Source organism: Kribbella sp. NPDC048928, from assembly GCF_043197975.1.
GTDB lineage: Bacteria > Actinomycetota > Actinomycetes > Propionibacteriales > Kribbellaceae > Kribbella.
Genome location: NZ_JBICUC010000002.1, coordinates 381,903 through 397,763, shown reverse-complemented (window position 1 = coordinate 397,763; position 15,861 = coordinate 381,903). Strand labels below are relative to the sequence as shown.

15 protein-coding genes are annotated in these 15,861 nt (G+C 68.8%); 9 read left to right on the top strand and 6 right to left on the bottom strand.

The window, feature by feature from the left end:
* Positions 1-6 precede the first annotated feature (6 nt).
* Together ACGFI6_RS08710 and ACGFI6_RS08705 are read left to right on the top strand one after the other, a co-directional pair.
* The gene (locus tag ACGFI6_RS08710; protein WP_393116431.1) at positions 7-582 is read left to right on the top strand and encodes a GNAT family N-acetyltransferase; all 576 of its coding nucleotides are present in this window, start codon (positions 7-9) and stop codon (positions 580-582) included.
* Positions 579-944: a VOC family protein gene (locus ACGFI6_RS08705; protein ID WP_393116429.1), complete on the top strand. Its 366-nt coding sequence runs from the start codon at positions 579-581 to the stop codon at positions 942-944. The genes ACGFI6_RS08710 and ACGFI6_RS08705 overlap by 4 nt, the downstream gene beginning before the upstream one ends.
* On the opposite strand, the gene ACGFI6_RS08700 is transcribed toward ACGFI6_RS08705, so the two are convergent.
* Positions 941-1,702, bottom strand: coding sequence for an IclR family transcriptional regulator (locus ACGFI6_RS08700; RefSeq protein WP_393116427.1), 762 nt, complete (start codon positions 1,700-1,702; stop codon positions 941-943). The two genes, ACGFI6_RS08705 and ACGFI6_RS08700, sit on opposite strands and share 4 nt — an antisense overlap.
* Positions 1,703-1,814: 112 nt before the next feature.
* Here ACGFI6_RS08700 and ACGFI6_RS08695 point away from each other — a divergent pair, with 112 nt between their 5' ends.
* From ACGFI6_RS08695 to ACGFI6_RS08665, 7 genes are all read left to right on the top strand, one after another.
* A complete protein-coding gene (locus ACGFI6_RS08695) occupies positions 1,815-2,966 on the top strand; it encodes a DUF6986 family protein (RefSeq protein WP_393116425.1) in 1,152 nt (383 codons plus the stop codon).
* A 9-nt stretch (positions 2,967-2,975) separates the two neighbouring features.
* Positions 2,976-3,215: a thiamine-binding protein gene (locus ACGFI6_RS08690; protein WP_393116423.1), complete on the top strand. Its 240-nt coding sequence runs from the start codon at positions 2,976-2,978 to the stop codon at positions 3,213-3,215.
* On the top strand, positions 3,208-3,729 hold the full coding sequence (locus ACGFI6_RS08685; RefSeq protein ID WP_393116421.1) for a helix-turn-helix domain-containing protein: 522 nt from the start codon (positions 3,208-3,210) through the stop codon (positions 3,727-3,729). The genes ACGFI6_RS08690 and ACGFI6_RS08685 overlap by 8 nt, the downstream gene beginning before the upstream one ends.
* A gap of 352 nt (positions 3,730-4,081) precedes the next feature.
* Positions 4,082-4,576 carry a 2-oxo-4-hydroxy-4-carboxy-5-ureidoimidazoline decarboxylase gene (uraD, locus tag ACGFI6_RS08680; protein WP_393116419.1) on the top strand — a complete coding sequence of 165 codons (495 nt, stop codon included), beginning with the start codon at positions 4,082-4,084 and terminating at the stop codon, positions 4,574-4,576.
* A complete protein-coding gene (gene uraH, locus ACGFI6_RS08675) occupies positions 4,573-4,890 on the top strand; it encodes a hydroxyisourate hydrolase (protein WP_393116418.1) in 318 nt (105 codons plus the stop codon). Before uraD (ACGFI6_RS08680) ends, uraH begins: the two co-directional genes overlap by 4 nt.
* Positions 4,891-4,896: 6 nt before the next feature.
* Positions 4,897-5,802, top strand: a complete 906-nt coding sequence (pucL, locus tag ACGFI6_RS08670; protein ID WP_393116416.1) for a factor-independent urate hydroxylase — start codon at positions 4,897-4,899, stop codon at positions 5,800-5,802.
* Positions 5,802-7,145 carry an 8-oxoguanine deaminase gene (locus ACGFI6_RS08665; protein WP_393116414.1) on the top strand — a complete coding sequence of 448 codons (1,344 nt, stop codon included), beginning with the start codon at positions 5,802-5,804 and terminating at the stop codon, positions 7,143-7,145. Before pucL ends, ACGFI6_RS08665 begins: the two co-directional genes overlap by 1 nt.
* Before the next feature lie 764 nt (positions 7,146-7,909).
* Here the strand turns inward: ACGFI6_RS08665 and guaD are convergent.
* From guaD to uraD (ACGFI6_RS08640), 5 genes are read right to left on the bottom strand one after another with little or no spacing between them, the layout of a single operon-like run.
* Complete coding sequence (gene guaD / locus ACGFI6_RS08660) at positions 7,910-9,187, bottom strand: guanine deaminase (RefSeq protein WP_393116413.1); 1,278 nt, start codon at positions 9,185-9,187, stop codon at positions 7,910-7,912.
* On the bottom strand, positions 9,184-10,101 hold the full coding sequence (gene xdhC / locus ACGFI6_RS08655; protein WP_393116411.1) for a xanthine dehydrogenase accessory protein XdhC: 918 nt from the start codon (positions 10,099-10,101) through the stop codon (positions 9,184-9,186). Before xdhC ends, guaD begins: the two co-directional genes overlap by 4 nt.
* On the bottom strand, positions 10,089-12,428 hold the full coding sequence (gene xdhB, locus ACGFI6_RS08650) for a xanthine dehydrogenase molybdopterin binding subunit (protein WP_393116409.1): 2,340 nt from the start codon (positions 12,426-12,428) through the stop codon (positions 10,089-10,091). The genes xdhC and xdhB overlap by 13 nt, the downstream gene beginning before the upstream one ends.
* Positions 12,425-13,885, bottom strand: coding sequence for a xanthine dehydrogenase small subunit (locus ACGFI6_RS08645; RefSeq protein WP_393116407.1), 1,461 nt, complete (start codon positions 13,883-13,885; stop codon positions 12,425-12,427). The genes xdhB and ACGFI6_RS08645 overlap by 4 nt, the downstream gene beginning before the upstream one ends.
* The gene (gene uraD / locus ACGFI6_RS08640) at positions 13,882-15,795 is read right to left on the bottom strand and encodes a 2-oxo-4-hydroxy-4-carboxy-5-ureidoimidazoline decarboxylase (RefSeq protein WP_393116405.1); all 1,914 of its coding nucleotides are present in this window, start codon (positions 15,793-15,795) and stop codon (positions 13,882-13,884) included. The genes ACGFI6_RS08645 and uraD (ACGFI6_RS08640) overlap by 4 nt, the downstream gene beginning before the upstream one ends.
* Positions 15,796-15,861 lie beyond the last annotated feature (66 nt).

Below are 15,861 nucleotides of genomic sequence, written 5' to 3'. Positions count from 1 at the left end.
CACCAGGTGGCTGATTACGAGATCGTTCAGGAAGGCGACCCGCGGTGCGCCGAGTTGGAGGCAGCTGGGTACCGCGTGGTCGCCGAGTCCTGGGCCGTCCGGCTCCACGACCCCGACCGTGACCTGCTGGAGTCCGCGGTACGGCGGGCGACCGCGGGCGGCCTGACCGTCCGCGAGCTCGGGCCGGAGTCTGCAGCCGCGCTGCACACCCTCGAGAAGACCAACGAGCCCGACTACCCGGACACGCCGGCGACGCACCACGACGTCGGCGATCTCGCGAAGGTCCAGGCGCTCTGGCCGGGGAACCGCGTCTTCGGCGCCTTCGACGGCAATCGCCTGGTCGGCGCCACGGTCATCCGCGAGTACGACGGGCATGGCGACACCGCGTTCACCTCGGTACTGGCGCAGTACCGCAGGCGCGGCGTCGGGCAGGCGGTCAAGGCCGCCTCGATCCTCGCCTTCCTCGACATCGGCATCACCCGCTTCAGCACCGGCGGCGCCGCCGTCAACAAAGCCAGCCTCCAAGCCAACCAGTCCCTCGGCTACCAACTAACCGAACGCTGGCGCACCTACGCCCCATGACCTACTCCCACGGCGAGCTAGCCGTCGTAGTCGACGTAGCAGACCTGGACCGGGCGGCGGCGTTCTGGACAGGCGTGCTGGGTTACGTGCGCCGCGGCGAACCGGACGTCTATCTCAGCCTGGTGCCGCCTGACGGTGCCGGGGTCGAGGTGCTGCTGCAGCAGGTGAGCGACGCGAAGCGCGGCAAGAACCGCGTGCATCTGGATCTCCGGACGGCGGACCTGGACGCGGAGGTTGCGCGGGTGTGTGCGCTCGGGGCGCGGCGGCTGACCGACGTACCGGTGACCGAGGCAGGCTGGACTTGGCACGTGCTGGCTGACCCCGACGGGAACGAGTTTTGCGTGCTTCGGTTGCCGGTTTAGTGGAGGTCTTCGGAGAGGGATTTGGCGGCTTGGGTGAGGAGGGGGATGGCTTGTTCCACGAGGGGTTCGGTCATGCGGCCGGCGGGGCCGGAGATGGAGATGGCCAGGTGGGACGGGGCGTCGGGAACGGCCACGGCGACGCAGCGGACGCCTAGCTCCTGCTCGCCCTCGTCCATGGCGTAGCCCTGCTCGTCCGCCTCATGGAGCTGAGCGGTGAAGGCGTCGGGCGTGGTGATCGTGTTCTCGGTGTGCTGCGGCATGCCAGTACGTCGCAGGAGCTCGCGGACCTCGGCGTCCGGGAATCCCGCCAGGATCGCCTTGCCGACCGCGGTGCAGTGCGGCAGCACGCGGCGCCCGACCTCGGTGAACATCCGCATCGAGTGCCGCGACGGCACCTGCGCGAGGTACACGATCTGATCGCCGTCCAGCATCGCCATGTTCGCGGACTCGCCGAGCTCGTCGACCAGTCGCGCCAGATGCGGCCGCGCGAACACACTGAGCATGTGCGACGAACTCTCGCCCAGCCGGATCAGCTTCGGACCGAGCACGTACTGCCGGGACGGCTCCTGGCGCAGGTACCCGAGGTCGACGAGCGTACGGACCAGCCGGTGGATCGTCGGCAGCGGCAGCCCGGAGGCGGCGGCCAGCTGGGACAGACCCATCATGCCGCCCGCGTCGGCCATCGTCTCGAGCAGCCCGAAGGCCCGCTCGATCGACTGCACGCCGCCGGTGCGGCCCTTGCTGTTCGTCTCCGCCATGTCCTCCACCTTTCCGGATCACGGAAGTTTAGCGCCAGATCCCGGAAGTATGAACGGTTGTATATTCCGCGAAGTAGATAATAGTCTCCGCAATACGGAAATGGAGGCCACTGTGGATGACCTGACCACCGAGCTCGACCGCCGGCTGGCGGCCGCGGACGCGGCGCTGACCGCCGACTACCGCGGTGACCGCGGAGTGCGGCAGCCCGTGCACACCGCCTACGTCCCTGCCGATCGGTACGACGTACGCACGGTCGCGGATTGGGGTGCGGAGGCGCGCGCAGCACTCGACGAGTACCCGGACTTCCCGAAGGTCTTGGACCTGCCGGACGGCGTGTACGACCGGGTGCGGGCCAAGCTCGAGCGGGAGCCGATCGAGGACCTCCGGATCGACTTCGAAGACGGCTACGGCAACCGTCCCGACGACGAGGAGGACGCCGCGGCCATCGCTGCAGCGCAGATCCCCCGACAGACCCCGTACTACGGTCTCCGCATCAAATCGTTGGAGGCACCAACCAGACGCCGCGGGGTCCGTACTCTCGACCTCTTCCTCGAACACCTGCAGACGACCGAGGGCCTCGTCGTCACGCTCCCCAAGGTGACATCGGTCGAGCAGGTCGAGGCGATGGTGTACGTCCTGGAGACCCTCGAACGCAAGCACGGTCTGCCGGAGCTGCAGTTCGAGATCCAGGTCGAGACGCCGCAGGCGATCCTCGGTTCCGACGGTACGGCGCTGATCGCCCGGATGATCAAGGCAGGCGGCCGGCGCGTGACCGGGCTGCACTACGGGACGTACGACTACTCCGCCTCGCTCGGTGTTGCGGCCGCGTACCAGAGCATGGAGCATCCGGTCGCGGACCACGCGAAGGACGTCATGCAGCTCGCCGCGGCCGGCACCGGCGTGTTCGTATCCGATGGTTCGACCAACGTTCTCCCGGTCGGCGACGCGGTCCACGACGCGTGGCAGCTGCATTTCCGGCTGGTACGTCGCTCGCTCGCGCGTGCGATCTATCAGGGCTGGGACATGCATCCTGCGCAGCTCCCGACCCGTTTCGCTGCGACGTACGCCTTCTATCGCGAAGGCTTCGACCAGGCCGCGCTGCGGTTGCGGGCGTACCTCGGCGACGGCGAGTCGGGGTACCTCGACGAGCCGGCCACCGCGACCGCCCTCGCCGCCTTCGTCCTGCGCGGCATGGACTGCGGCGCGATCGACACAACCGAGTTCAACACCACAGGCCTCGCGAAACTGGCGCGGCGAGCCTAGCCTCGCGGTATGCGACTGGTTGCGGAGTTCACCACGGAGCCGTTCGATGTGAAGGGCTCACCGCCCGCACATGCCACCGAGGCGCTCCGGGCGGCGGAGGAGGCTGGGCTCGAGTGTGAGTTCGGTCCGCTCGGGACGCAGGTCAGCGGTGAGCAGCACCTGCTGCTGCCTGCACTGCCGAAGGTGCTCGAGGCGGCGTTTGCCGGCGGCGCCAGTCAGGTGACCCTGCAGGTACGCCGCGATGCCTGAACCACATCCCCTCGCCCAGGCGATCGCCCCATTGGTCGACCGCCTGAACGCCGAACTACTCGACCCCAGCGAAGCCGCCCCAGACGACATCACCCTCGAATGGGAAGGCAAGTCCGTAGTAACCATCCGCCTCCCCACCGAGCAGCCAACTGGCGCCGAGGCGGGCGGTGGTCCCGCGGGGAAAGATGCGGGTAGGGCGGCCGGCGGTCCCGCCGGGAAGGCGGCTGGAAGGGCCGTGGGCGGTTCTGCTCGGCAAGCGGCGGGGACGGCGGCCGGCAATACCGCCGACGGCGGCCCGCGGGTGGGCGAGGGTGGGGTGCAGGGGTTGTTGGCGGAGGTTGCGGGCGAGCTGGGTGGGCCGTTGCGGGAGCTCTCGCGGCACGACAAGCAGCAGGCCGTCCTGCTGCTGGAGGCTCGTGGCGCGTTCGAGTACCGGAAGTCGGCGGAGACCGTCGCCGAGGCGCTCGGCGTCACCCGCTTCACCGTCTACAACTACCTGAACCGCGCCCGCTGACCGCGCCTCCATCCGCGCCCGCTGACCGCGCCCGCTGACCGCGCCCGCCTACCGCGCCCGCCTACCGCGCCCGCCCACCGCGCCCCCACCCGCGCCCCCACCCGCTAACCGCGCCCCCGCTCGGTGATCGCCCGCTAACCGCGCCCCGCTCGTGCCTGGTGATCGCGCTCGCGGTGGCTGGTGGATCTCCATGCAGGCAGAAGTCTGCCTTTCGGGGTGAAAACAGCCTGTTTTGGTGGGTTCTGCCTGCCTGGCGGTCCAGCAACTTCAACAAACTGTTGACGACAGCGGCGCCGGATGTCACCCTCTCGTCATACGGAAAGTTGGTTTCGGGATTCGAGAAGGTGTGATCGTGGACCTGGAGGAGTTCAACTCCACTCCGGCCGACCGGCTGCGGCCGGCGCTGGCGGCCTGCTGCGACGTACCCCGCTGGGTGGACGCGATCCTGGCCAAGCGGCCGTACGGCGATCGTGCCGCACTGACCGCGCTGGCCGACCAGGTGCTGCGGGAGCTCGACGACGACGAGGTCGATCGGGCCCTCCAGGCGCATCCGCGGATCGGCGACCGGCCGCAAGGCGCAAGCACCGAGGCCGCCTGGTCCCGGTCCGAGCAGTCGGGCGTTGACGATCGCCCCGACGTACGCCAGGCACTTGCCGACGGCAACCGTCAGTACGAGGACCGCTTCGGCCGGGTGTTCCTGATCTGCGCCACGGGCTTGTCCGCCGAGCAGATGCTGACCAGCCTGCAGACCCGTCTCACGCACGACGACGCGACCGAGGCGTCCGTCGTCCACGAGGAGCTGCGCAAGATCGCGCTGCTCCGGCTGACCAAGGTGGTGATTGCATGAGCAGCCTCAGTACTCACGTGCTCGACACCGCACTCGGCCTGCCGGCGCAGGGGGTTCCGGTCCGGCTCTATCGGGGCGACGTCCTCGAAGCCTCCGGTACGACCGACCAGGACGGCCGGATCGGCGAGCTTGCGCAAACGTTGGAGCAGGCGACGTACCGGCTCTGGTTCGACGTCGCGGCGTACGCGGAAGCCACCGGCCAGGACATCTTCTTTCCCGAGGTCTCCGTGACCTTCACGGTCGCCGACGAGCGGCACTACCACGTCCCCCTGCTGCTCAGCCCGTTCGCGTTTTCCACCTACCGAGGGAGCTGATCCGAGATGGCCATCCACCTGGGAGCCAACCAGTACGGCAAGGCCGAGAGCCGCGTCGTCCGCATCTACCGCGACACGCCCCGGCACCAGATCCGCGACCTGAACGTGTCGACCGCCCTGCGCGGCAACTTCGAGGCCGCGCACACGACCGGCGACCAGGCCGACGTGCTGCCTACCGACACCCAGAAGAACACCGCGTTCGCGTTCGCGAAGCAGAAGGGCGTCGGCGCGATCGAGGACTACGCGCTGACCCTCGGCGACCGCTTCCTGGAGGCGTCGCCGGCTGCCGCGGGCGCGCGGATCGAGGTCGAGGAGTACGCCTGGGAGCGGATCGTTGCCGACGGCCAGGAGCATGACCACGCCTTCGTACGGACCGGTGGCAGCGTCCGGAACACGGTCGTCAACATCGACGGGCGCGGTGCCGGGCGGAAGGCGTACGTCGTCTCCGGGATCAGCGATCTCGTCGTACTGAAGTCGACCGGCTCGGAGTTCCACGGCTTCCTGAAGGACGAGTACACGACGCTGGCGGAGACGAACGACCGGATCCTCGCGACGTCGCTGATCGCCCGCTGGCGCTACGACCACACCGATGTCGACTGGGACAAGTCGTACGCCGGGATCAAGGCGCTGCTCCTGGAGCAGTTCGCGAAGATCCACAGCCTGGCGCTGCAGCAGACCCTGTACGGCATGGGGCAGGCGGTGCTCGAGCAGCACCCGGAGGTTGCCGAGATCAAGTTCTCGGCGCCGAACAAGCACCACTTCCTGGTCGACCTCGCTCCCTTCGGCGTGGAGAACCCGGGCGAGGTGTTCGTCGCCGCGGACCGTCCGTACGGGCTGATCGAGGCGACCGTGACGCGGGACGACGCGAGCGACGCCGGCAGCGCCTGGACCAACATCGCCGGCTTCTGCTGATGCCCCGGATCGTGATCGAGGGCGCCCACGTGGCGACCCTCGATCCGGACCGGCGCGAGTTCGTCGGCCACGTGGTTGCCGAGGGCAATCGCTTGGTAGCGGTCGATCCCGGGCCTGCGCCGACGTACGCCGATGCTCGCGTGCTGGACGGGCGCGGGTGCGTGGTCACACCGGGGTTCGTCAACACCCACCAGCACCTGTACCAGTGGGTAACCCGCGGCCTCGCCGCGGATGCGACGCTCTTCGAGTGGCTGACGACGCTGTATCCGGTCTGGGCGCGGATCTCCGAGGAGACCGTGTACGTCGCCGCGCGAGCAGCGCTAGCACAACTAGCACTGACCGGCTGTACGACGGTGGCGGACCACCACTACGTCTTCCCGCGATCTGGCGGCGATCTGCTCGCGGCGGAGATCGCTGCCGCGCAGGAGATCGGACTGCGCTTCCACCCGGCGCGTGGGTCGATGGATCGCGGTCAGAAGGACGGCGGGTTGCCGCCGGACTCGGTGGTCGAGGACCGCGACGAGATCCTCGCCGCGACCGAGACCGCGATCGACCGCTGGCACGATCCGTCACCGAACTCGATGCTGCAGATCGTGGTCGCCCCTTGTTCGCCGTTCAGCGTGAGTGGTGAGCTGATGCGCGAGTCGGCCGAGCTCGCGCGGCGTCGCGGCGTACGGATGCACACGCACCTGGCCGAGACGACCGACGAGACTTCATGGTGCCGGGAGACGTACGGCTGCACGCCGCTCGAGTACGCTGACCAGCTCGGGTGGACCGGGCCGGACGTGTGGTTCGCGCACGGCATCCACTTCGACGACGCGGAGATCAAGCATCTGGGCGGTACGGGTACGGGCGTGGCGCACTGCCCGAGCTCGAACGCCCGCCTCGGCGCCGGCATCGCCCGTACGGCAGACCTCCGCGCCGCCGGGTCGCCCGTGGGGCTCGGCGTGGACGGTGCCGCGAGCAACGAATCCGGCAGCCTGATCGAGGAGCTCCGGCACGCCCTCCTCTTCGCCCGCGCCCGCGGCGGCCCGCAAGCACTGACGGTCCGCGACGCCCTCGAAATGGCGACCCTCGACGGCGCCCGCATCCTCGGCCGCTCCGACGACATCGGCTCCCTGGAACCCGGCAAACAAGCCGACCTGGCCCTCTGGGACCTCACCGGCCTCCCGCACGCAGGCATCCCCGACCCGATCGCAGCCCTGGCCCTCTCCACGCCCCCACCCCTAGCACTGCTCCTGGCCAACGGCCGCCCCGTCGTACAACACGACGTACTCCAAACCGCCGACGCACCAGCCCTGGCCGCAGCCACCGCCCGAACCCAAGCCACGCTCTTCAGCTGACTGCAGGGGCGGGTGGTTCACGCGTCAGGCGGAGATCCGGGACGAATCGGGCCGAGTGATCGGCAGGGCCGACTTCTCGCTGGCCGGGACGCTAGTGGTCGAGTTCGACGGCGCACTGAAGTACGGCGCGGGAGCGGACGCACGTACTGGCCGAGAGGGGCCGAGAGGGGCCGAGAGGGGCCGAGAGGGGCCGAGAGGTGGCGTGAGGTGGCGTGAGGTGGCGTGAGGACCGCCTGTGCAAAAGGGGACTGCGATAGGCAATTGCGGTTCTTCTGTTCGATGTGTGGGTGCTGATCACCCCGATCCCGGGCGGTGCGACAGATGGACGTGACTCGGAGCACCCGCCCCTCCCCATTGCGCCGAGTCGTGGCGTTTGGCTGGACCCCGGATCGCCGAGTCGTGGGTCGAGGCTGCAATCGGCCGGATTTCGCCGCCGGGATCCACGACTCGACGACAACGTGAAGCAGCACGCCGGCCGGCGGGTCGAGAACTCCGGGCGGACAGGCGGGCCGGCACGTTGAGGGCCGGCGGGCGTGCGTCCACATCTGCGTCAGCAGGATGGATATCCGCTGCTCTTGAGGGTTCTTCGCTCGCACGCGAGCAGAGAACCCACAACGCGAGCAGAGATCCGTTCGTGGTGGGGGTTCTCCGCGTTCAGGCCGGCGAAGAACCCTCAACGCGAGTGGATAACCGGTTCTCCGGACCCACATGTGCGCCAGGGAAGCGGCAATTGCCTGTCGCCAGTCACCGGCGGGCGGGGGTGGTCAGTGGAGGAGGGTGCCGTTGAGCCAGACGGCTTGGATGTCGGTGGGGGTGCCTAGGGTGAAGATTCGGGCCAGGGCTTCTTCAGTGTCTTCGGCGTGGGTGATGGCTACGGCCAGGGGCGAGCCTTCGGCGGGGCGGAGGAGTTGGGCGTCGAAGTGGTGGCCTACAGAGAGGTGGCCGACCTGGGGGAGGTCCAGGGCGTCGGCGCCGGCGGTGGTGGCCAGGTAGAGGAGGTGCGCCGCGGTGAGGGGCCGGCCTTGGTCGCCTTGGAGTTGCTGGCAGAAGTACGCCTGCAGACCCTCCTTGAGGAGCGAGAAGCCCGTGCCGGCGCCGACGTCGGACCCGAGCGCGACGCGTACGCCGTACTGCAGGTGCCGCGTCAGCGGGAATAGGCCGCTCCCGAGCGCGGCGTTGCTCGTCGGGCAGTGCGCGACCGTGGCGCCGCTGGAGGCGAGCGTCTTGAGCTCCACGTCCGTCGGGTGCACGTTGTGGGCGAGCACGGTACGGCGATCCACCAGGCCATGCCGGTCGTACGTCGTCACGTAGTCGCTGCCCCCGAACAGGTCGGCGACCGTCGCGATCTCGGCCTCGTTCTCGTTCACGTGGGACGTGAAGAGCGCGCCGGGAATCGCGTCCATGAGTTCCCGGCAGGTCGCGAGGAGTTCGTCGGTGCAGGAGAGGGAGAAGCGGGGCGTCACCGCGTACCGGTTGCGGCCGACGCCGTGCCAGCGGTTCGCGAGGGCGAGCGACTCCGCGTACGCGCGGACCGGCGTGGTCAGGAGCTCCGGGCGCAGCAGCCTGTCGCTCAGGACGAGGCCGCTGGTGATGCGCAGGCCGACCTGGGCCGCTGCGCTGAAGAGTGCGTCGACCGCGTCGGCGTAGTGCGCGCCGAAGACGAGCGCGGACGTCGTACCGGCGGCTGCGAGTCCGCGGACGAATTCGTTGGCGACGCTGGTTGCGTACGCGACGTCGGCCATCCGGGCTTCCTCGGGGAGGGCGTACCGGTCGAGCCATTCGAGCAGCGGGAGGCCGAGCCCGCCGACCGCGCGGATCTGCGGGAAGTGCACGTGGGTGTCGACGAATCCCGGGAGTACGACGCCGTCGCGCAGATCCACCACCTGCTCGGCGGGGTGCGCCTGGCGGAGGTCCGCGAAGGGGCCTCGAGCAACGATCAGGCCGTCCTCGACGAGCAGGCCGGTGTCCGTACCGACCCGCAGGCCGGCGCCCGCGAACGGGTTCTCCGGGGTGTCGATGAACGTGCCACGGTAGAGGGTCATGCTTGCGCCTTACTTTGAGCCGGCGCAGGGCGACGCTCGGCAGGACGAGCCGCGACGGGAAGCCGCACGGCAGATACATCAGAAGCCCGCCCAGCAGGGGATGCGGGGGTGGTCGCTTGTTCGGTGAAGCGTTCGAGGAGCCAGGCGGTGACGCTGAGGGCGATCACAGCTGGTTGTTTGCCGCGGATGGTGGGGATGCCGATCGGGGTGGTGATGCGCGCGATCGCTTCGGGGGGGTTGCCGTCCTCGGCGAGTTTGCGTTGGAAGCGGGTCCACTTGGCGCTGGACCCGATCAGGCCGATCGTCGCCAGCTGGTCGTTGCGGATCGCCGCGTCACAAAGGGCGGCGTCCTCCGCGTGGTCGTGGGTCATGATGACGGCGTGCGTACCGGGCGGGAGTTCGCCGACGACGAGCTCTGGGAGTACGGGAACGTTGTGGACGTACACCTGCGCGACCGCGTCGGCGAGCACCGCTAGCCGCTCCGATGTCAGTTGATCCGCGCGGGAGTCGACCAGATGCAGCTCGAGGTCGTGCCGCGCGAGGATCCGCGCCAGCTCGAGCCCGACGTTCCCGACGCCGAAGATCGCGACGGACGGCACCACGGGCAACGGTTCCAGCAAGAGCTCCACCTCACCACCGCAGCACTGAACCCCATGCTGGTACGGCGCCTTGTCGGACAACGCCGCCGTCAACACCTCGGGAGTCGTCGCGTCCTCGGTGATCAGCTCCCGCGCGCGCTCCACCCCCAGAGCCTCCAGGTTGCCGCCGCCGACCGTCCCCCAAACTCTGTCGGCAGCAACAACCATCTTCGCCCCGGCCTCCCGAGGCGCATGCCCACGTACGGACAACACAGTTACGAGTACGCCTGCACGACGCCCCGCCCGCAACCGCTGAACGGCCTTCACCCACTCCATGAGAGACCTCCCCGGGCCTTCTCGATCGCCCAGTAAACGGATTCGGGGGTTGCGGGCGAGGGGAGATCGACGCTGGTGTTAGGTGGCCCGAAAGCTGCGGCTGCTTGGCGCAGGGCCTCGCGGACCGAGAAGGCGAGCATGAGCGGGGGCTCACCAACTGCTTTGGATCCGTAGACAGCACCATCCTCGTGCGCCTTCTCGAGAAGCGTGACGTTGAAGACCTCGGGCATCTCCGAGAAGCTCGGGAGCTTGTAGGTCGACGCCGCCTGCGTGGACAGCCGGCCGCGGCGCTCGCCGGTGCTCGAGTCCCAACGCAGGTCCTCGAGCGTCAACCACCCGGCGCCCTGCACGAACCCGCCCTCGATCTGCCCGATGTCGATCAACGGGCTCAGGCTGTCGCCGACGTCGTGCACGATGTCGACACGCCGCAACGTGTACGCACCGGTGAATCCGTCGACCTCGACCTCCGATGCGGCCACCCCGTACGCGAAGTACTTGAACGGCTCGCCGCGCATCGCGTTCGCGTCCCAGTGCAGACCTTCCGTACGGTAGAACCCGGCCGCCCACAACTGCACCCGCTGCATGTAGGACATCCCAACGAGTTCGTTCCACGGCAGGCCGTCGCCGGAGAGCCCGCGGACGATGCCGTTCACGAACCGCACGTCGGACGGGCTGATCCCGAGCTTCCCGCCGGCCACCTGCGCCAGCCGCTCGCGGATCTGCTCGCAGGCGTTCTTGATCGCCGCCCCGTTCAGGTCGGCGCCCGAGGACGCGGCGGTCGCGGAGGTGTTCGGCACCTTGTCGGTCCGCGTCGGCGCCAGGCGGACCCGCTCCAGCGGTACGCCGAGAGTCGTGGCGGCGACCTGCAGCATCTTCGTGTGCAGGCCTTGGCCCATCTCGGTGCCGCCGTGGTTGATCAGGACCGACCCGTCCTTGTAGACATGCACCAGCGCACCGGCCTGGTTGAACGCCGTCAGGTTGAACGAGATCCCGAACTTCACCGGCGTCAGCGCCAGCCCACGCTTCACGTGCTCGTGCGCGGCGTTGAACTCCGCTACCTCAGCCTGCCGCCGGGCAACGTCCCCGTTGGCGAGGACCTGCGACCAGCACGATTCGAGTCGGTCCGCGTGCCGGACGGGTTGCCCGTACGGAGTGGAATCGCCCGGTTGGTAGAAGTTCCGCCGACGCAGTTCCGCGGCGTCGTACCCGAGCAGCGGGGCGCAGCGCCCGAGGATGTCCTCGATCACGAGCATCCCCTGCGGCCCGCCGAACCCGCGGAACGCGGTCTGCGACGTCTTGTTGGTCTTCGCGATCCGTCCGTCGACGCGCACGTGCGGGATCTCGTACGCGTTGTCGATGTGGCACATCGCCCGCGCGAGCACCGGCTCGGACAGATCGAGGCTCCAGCCACCGTCCGCGGTCAGCGTGGCGTCCAGCGCGACCAGGCGACCGTCGTCGGAGAAGCCGACCCGCCACGTCGAGTGGAACCCGTGCCGCTTGCCCGACATCGTCATGTCCTGCGTCCGGTTCAGCCGCAACCGCACCGGCCGCCCCGTCAGCGTCGCGCCCAGCGCAGCGATCGCGGCGAACCCGTGCGGCTGCATCTCCTTGCCGCCGAAGCCCCCGCCCATCCGCAAGCACTGCACGGTCACCGAGTGACTCGCGAGCCCGAGCACATGCGCGACGATCTCCTGCGTCTCCGAGGGATGCTGCGTACTCGACTGCACGAAGATCTGCCCGTACTCGTCCACCTGGGCCAACGCCGCATGCGTCTCCAGATAGAAATGCTCCTGCCCGGCGAACTCGAACTCACCGGTGAATACGTATGCAGCCGCGGTAAGCGCTCCGTCCACGTCGCCGTGCTCAAGGCGACGCCCAATGCCCTGGAAGCTCCCGGCCTCGATCGCCTCGGGCACGGTCACCAACGACGGCAGCGGCTCGTACTCGACCTCGACCGCCAGCGACCCGAGTCGCGCCGCCTCCAGCGTGTCGGCCAGCACCCAGCACACTGCATGCCCGTTGAACATCACCTCGCCGGGGAACAGCGGCTCGTCGTGCTTCACGCCCGCGTCGTTCACGCCCGGTACGTCGTCCGCGGTCAGCACCCGAACGACTCCGGGCACGTCGTACGCCGGCTTGACGCGCAGCGCTGTCACTCGCGCGTGCGCGTGGGGGGACTGCACCGGCCATGCATGCAGTACGTCGCGGGTACGCATCACCAGATCGTCTGTATATAAGGCCGTTCCGGTGACATGCAGCGCGGCGCTCTCGTGTGGCATCGGTACGCCGACCACGGGCTGCAGCGGCCGCTCCGACAGGTGGCTCATGCTTCGACCTCCTTGAAGTAGAAGCGCAACAACGACTGGCCGAGCATCGCGGCGCGGTACGACGAGCTCGCGCGGTGGTCGTCCATCGGCGTACCCTCCGCGGCCATCAGCGCGGCAGCGGTGCGTACGGTCTGCTCGCTCCAGGGCTTGCCGATCAGGGCTGCTTCGGTACTGCGGGCGCGCAGCGGGGTGGCTGCGACGCCGCCCAGGCCGATCTTCGCGTCCTGAATGGTGCCGTCGGCAACGGTGATGGCGTACCCGATCGCTACGCTCGAGATGTCGTCGAAGCGTCGCTTGGCGATCTTGTGGAAGGCTGTCATTGGTGCCAGGGGCAACGGAAGGATGATCGTCTTGATCAGCTCGTCGGCGGAGCGGACCGTCTGTCGATAGCCGGTGAAGTAGTCGGCCAACGGCACTACCCGCTCACCCCGCTGTGATGCGAGGACCAGGCTCGCATCCAGCGCGAGGAGGGCGGGAGGGGTGTCTCCGATGGGTGATCCGGTGCCGAGGTTTCCGCCGATGGTGGCGCCGTTCCGGATCAGACGCGAGGCGAACTGCGGGAAGAGTTGGGCGAGCAAGGGGACCCGGCCGCTGAGTAGGCGTTCGATCTCGGTCAAGGTCAGTGCCGCGCCCAACCGCACCTCGTCCGGCGCGAAGGTGAACTCGCGCAGCTCCTCCAGCCGGTCGATCGCGATCGTGAGCGGCGGGCGCGAGCCGAAGATGTTCAACTGCACGCCGAGGTCGGTCGAACCGGCGACCACTACTGCGTCGTCTCGCTCACTCAGAACGGCCAGCGCAGCTTGTAGCGTGGGTGGGCGGAGGAACTCACCTTCGCTCGAGACCATGCCGGTCGCCGCGGGCGCAGGTGGGGGCGAGTTGCGGCGTACGGCGAGCGCGTCGTTCTCTGCCGGCTCCTCCAGCGCATAAGCAGCGTCCTTGATCGGCCGATACCCCGTGCACCGGCACAAGTTCCCACTCAACGAGTGCAGATCAAACCCATTCGCCCCACACTCATGGTCCCCAGCGCCGACCGGGTGATGCTCGGTGGGGGTTGAGGTTCGGTGGGGGCGGTAGTACTCGGCGGCCATGCTGCAGATGAAGCCGGGGGTGCAGAAGCCGCATTGGGATCCTCCGCGGACTGCCATTTCCTTCTGGACCGGGTGCAGGACGGCGGCGGTGCCCAGGCCCTCGGCGGTGACTAGTTCCTGGCCGTCCAGGGAGGCGACGGGGAGCAGGCAGGCGTTCACGGCTGTCCACTCGGTTGCCGAGGAGGTGCCAGGACGGGCAACCAGCACGGAACAGGCGCCGCACTCACCTTCGGCGCACCCCTCCTTGGCGCCGGTGAGTCCGCGGTCGCGCAGCCAGTCCAGGACGGTGGTGTGGACGGAGATGTCCCCGATCGGGGTGACCTCGCCGTTCACGGTCAGTGCGGGAGCCCTGAGGGCTTGAGTGGTCATCGGTTGGTGCTCCATCGGGTGCGGGCGCTGTGGATCGGGTTGGCGTCGGAGACGAAGTCGTCGAAGCGGTAGCCGGCGATCTTCGCGATCTCGAGCAGTGCGGCGGCGTGCTCCTGGTTGTCGCAGTTCTCCAGTCGTTCGCGGCCCTGCTCGACGATCCGCTCGTACGACTCGGCGTCCCGCACCGAGATCACCAGCGGGAACCCGAAGCGGTCCTCGTACGCCGACGTGATCGCGGTGAGCTGGTCGCGTTCCGGATCGCCGAGGAACGTCAGCCCCTTGTCGGACTGGTCGCGCAGCGACGCCTCGCCGCTGAGCCCGTCGGCCACGAACTGCGACCCGAGCTGCGGGTACGCCTTGATCAGCTCGAGCTGCTCCTCGCGGGACCCGGAGAACAACGCCTCCTGGAACGAGCGCCTAAGCGCGTGCGTGTCCCCGTACGGCCGCAGGTCCCAGGCGCGCTCGACGGCCCACCGCGGCCCCTGGAACAGGTCGCCGAAGGTCTCGACGAACTCGTCGCGCGTCATCTTGTTCACCTGGTCGAGCCGGATCGAGTCGCCGGGTTGTCCCGCGACCGCCGGGCCGAAGTTCTTGCCGACGTGGTGGAACAGCAGGTTCAGGCCGATCGCGGTCAGGCTGCCGAGCGTGATTCCGCTGCCGAAGATGATCTCGGCCCAGTCCGGCACCGCCTGCGCGACCTGCGGCTGCGCGGTCACGTACATGGCCAGCCCGACGCTGGTCGCGACGATCACCACGTTCCGGTGGTCGTGGAAGTCGACCTTCGCCAGCGTCTGGAACCCGACCACGGCAACCGTGGCGAACATCGCCAGCGCCGCGCCGCCGAGCACCGGATGCGGTACGCCGGCCACGATCGCGCCGGCCTTCGGCAGCAACCCGATCAGGATCATGAACCCGCCCGCGGCCGCGACCACCCAGCGGCTGCGGATGCGGGTGAGCCGGACCAGGCCGACGTTCTCCGCGAAGCAGGTGTACGGGAAAGAGTTGAAGATGCCGCCGATCGTGGTCGCCAGCCCGTCGGCACGTAACGCCCGGGCGATGTCGGCGCGGCCGATCCGCTTCTCGACGATCTCGCCGGTCGCGAACACGTCACCGGTCGTCTCCACCGCGGTGATCAGCATGACCACGACCATCGAGATGATCGCCGCCACCGAGAACTTCGGCCAGCCGAAGTAGAACGGCTGCGTCACGCCGACCCAGGCCGCGTCGTGCACCGCGCCGAAGTGCGCGTCGCCGAACGCCCAGGCGACGAGCGTGCCGGCGACCAGGCCGACCAGTACGGCGATGGTGGCCATGAACCCTTTGAACACGCGCTGGATCAACACGATCAGCGCGAGCGTGCCGAGCGCGTACGCCATGTTCTTGCCGCTCGTCGGCGCAGCGGTCGGCCCCGCGCCGCCGACTGCATCCCCAGCCGCGACCGGTAGCAGTGCTAGCCCGATGATCGTGATCACCGAACCGGTGACGACCGGCGGGAAGAACCGGATCAGCTTGCTGAAGTACGGCGCGATGAAGAAGGTGGCGAGGCCCGCGACCAGCACGGCGCCGTAGATCACCAGCAGACCGTTGGTACCACCACCGGCCGCGAGCCCGATCGCGATCATCGGCGACACCGCCGTGAACGTGACGCCCTGCAGCAGCGGCAGCCGGACGCCGACCTTCCAGAAGCCGACCGACTGGATGATGGACGCGATGCCGCAGGTGAACAGGTCCGCGTTGATCAGGTGGATGAGCTGCTCGGTGCTGAGCCCGATCGAACTGGCGAGCAGGATCGGCACGATCACCGCGCCGGCGTAGAACGCCAGCACGTGCTGCGCTCCGTACACCGCGAGCTTGCCTGGGGGCAGGACCTGATCAACAGGGTGCCGGCTGGGTCGCAGGTTTGCCTTCATCGGGGACACGCTCCTCGGCTGCGCGGTGCTGGCTGGGCGGTGCTGGTTGGGCGAGGGGATTTCGAC

Coding starts and splice junctions, on each gene's coding strand:
- ACGFI6_RS08705 (WP_393116429.1), top strand. CDS start 579: ATGACCTACTCCCACGGCGAGCTAGCCGTCGTAGTCGACGTAGCAGAC.
- ACGFI6_RS08700 (WP_393116427.1), bottom strand. CDS start 1,702: ATGGCGGAGACGAACAGCAAGGGCCGCACCGGCGGCGTGCAGTCGATC.
- ACGFI6_RS08690 (WP_393116423.1), top strand. CDS start 2,976: ATGCGACTGGTTGCGGAGTTCACCACGGAGCCGTTCGATGTGAAGGGC.
- ACGFI6_RS08685 (WP_393116421.1), top strand. CDS start 3,208: ATGCCTGAACCACATCCCCTCGCCCAGGCGATCGCCCCATTGGTCGAC.
- uraH (WP_393116418.1), top strand. CDS start 4,573: ATGAGCAGCCTCAGTACTCACGTGCTCGACACCGCACTCGGCCTGCCG.
- pucL (WP_393116416.1), top strand. CDS start 4,897: ATGGCCATCCACCTGGGAGCCAACCAGTACGGCAAGGCCGAGAGCCGC.
- ACGFI6_RS08665 (WP_393116414.1), top strand. CDS start 5,802: ATGCCCCGGATCGTGATCGAGGGCGCCCACGTGGCGACCCTCGATCCG.
- guaD (WP_393116413.1), bottom strand. CDS start 9,187: ATGACCCTCTACCGTGGCACGTTCATCGACACCCCGGAGAACCCGTTC.
- xdhC (WP_393116411.1), bottom strand. CDS start 10,101: ATGGAGTGGGTGAAGGCCGTTCAGCGGTTGCGGGCGGGGCGTCGTGCA.
- xdhB (WP_393116409.1), bottom strand. CDS start 12,428: ATGAGCCACCTGTCGGAGCGGCCGCTGCAGCCCGTGGTCGGCGTACCG.
- ACGFI6_RS08645 (WP_393116407.1), bottom strand. CDS start 13,885: ATGACCACTCAAGCCCTCAGGGCTCCCGCACTGACCGTGAACGGCGAG.
- uraD (WP_393116405.1), bottom strand. CDS start 15,795: ATGAAGGCAAACCTGCGACCCAGCCGGCACCCTGTTGATCAGGTCCTG.